Source organism: Colwellia sp. TT2012 (assembly GCF_001440345.1).
Taxonomy (GTDB): domain Bacteria; phylum Pseudomonadota; class Gammaproteobacteria; order Enterobacterales; family Alteromonadaceae; genus Colwellia.
This window is the reverse complement of the sequence record NZ_LJYX01000070.1, coordinates 1-1,085: the sequence shown is the minus strand read 5'-3', so window position 1 is coordinate 1,085 and position 1,085 is coordinate 1. Positions and strand designations below refer to the sequence as shown.

The 1,085-nt window shown below is 55.9% G+C and carries 1 protein-coding gene; it reads left to right on the top strand.

The window, feature by feature from the left end; genetic code table 11:
* Nucleotides 1-483: 483 nt before the first annotated feature.
* Nucleotides 484-1,085 (top strand): HupE/UreJ family protein (locus ASU03_RS20175; RefSeq protein WP_442855151.1); only part of this gene is annotated, 602 nt, incomplete at its 3' end.

The following is a 1,085-nucleotide window of genomic DNA, read 5'->3' as shown; positions in this document are numbered from 1 at the left end:
CCCTAGGGGGATGCGGTCAAACGCATCAAAGCCCCACAAAACGAGTTGAAAGCCGAACACTATGTTCAGTAGAACACTGACAATGACGGTGGTAATCGCACTTGCTCTGGCCATGTTTGTGGCTTGGGCCGGGCATACCTATACGTTGTCGGTGACATCGAAACAGCCAGCCTGGGAGATTGCGCAAGATGCCCATCACTCCAATGAGCAGCAGGCAGAGATGTCGAGCGCGAGCTACTCGGATCACTACCACTCGCCGTTGACCCCTGACCATCAGCACGAAACGCCACAGCTCACGTCCGCGTTGAGTTTGGCTGCACAGCCGAAGCTGTCCATACGAGTTGATGCACGCCGATATTCCGTTCCTCGTCCGCCGATTTTCTTGATCGAGCGTCCACCCCGTCCTTCGTTCGCATCCTGACCATGGCCGCACCGCGGCCTTTGATCCCTGCAACGTAGGATTGATCTATGCATTCGCACTCGATGAGCGGCGTTGTCGCATTCACTGCGCCATCGCACCGCCCGCTACTGCTGTTTTTTTTACTTGTCACTGCACTTTTCCTCGGGATGCCCGAGGCGATGGCTCACGCCGTCGCGGAAGGAGACAAGGGCTTCATCCAGGAAAGTTCCGGCGTCTTGTTGCTGCCCTTCATCTACATGGGAGCCAAACACATGATGACAGGCTACGACCACCTGCTGTTTCTGTTCGGGGTGATCTTCGTCCTCTACCGCCTGAAAGACGTGGGGCTCTACGTCACGCTGTTCGCTGTAGGCCACTCGGTCACGCTGCTGCTTGGCGTACTGACCGAGATCAGCATCAGCTCCTACATCATCGACGCCATCATCGGTTTCTCGGTGGTGTACAAGGCGCTCGATAACCTGGGTGCATTCCAGCGCTGGTTCGGTTTCCAACCCAACACCAAGGTGGCCACGTTGATCTTCGGACTACTCCACGGTTTTGGGCTGGCAACGAAGATTCAGGAGTACGAGATCTCGTCTGATGGCCTGATTCCGAACCTGATCGCCTTCAACGTAGGTGTTGAGATCGGCCAATTGCTGGCCCTTAGCGCGATTCTCATTTTGAT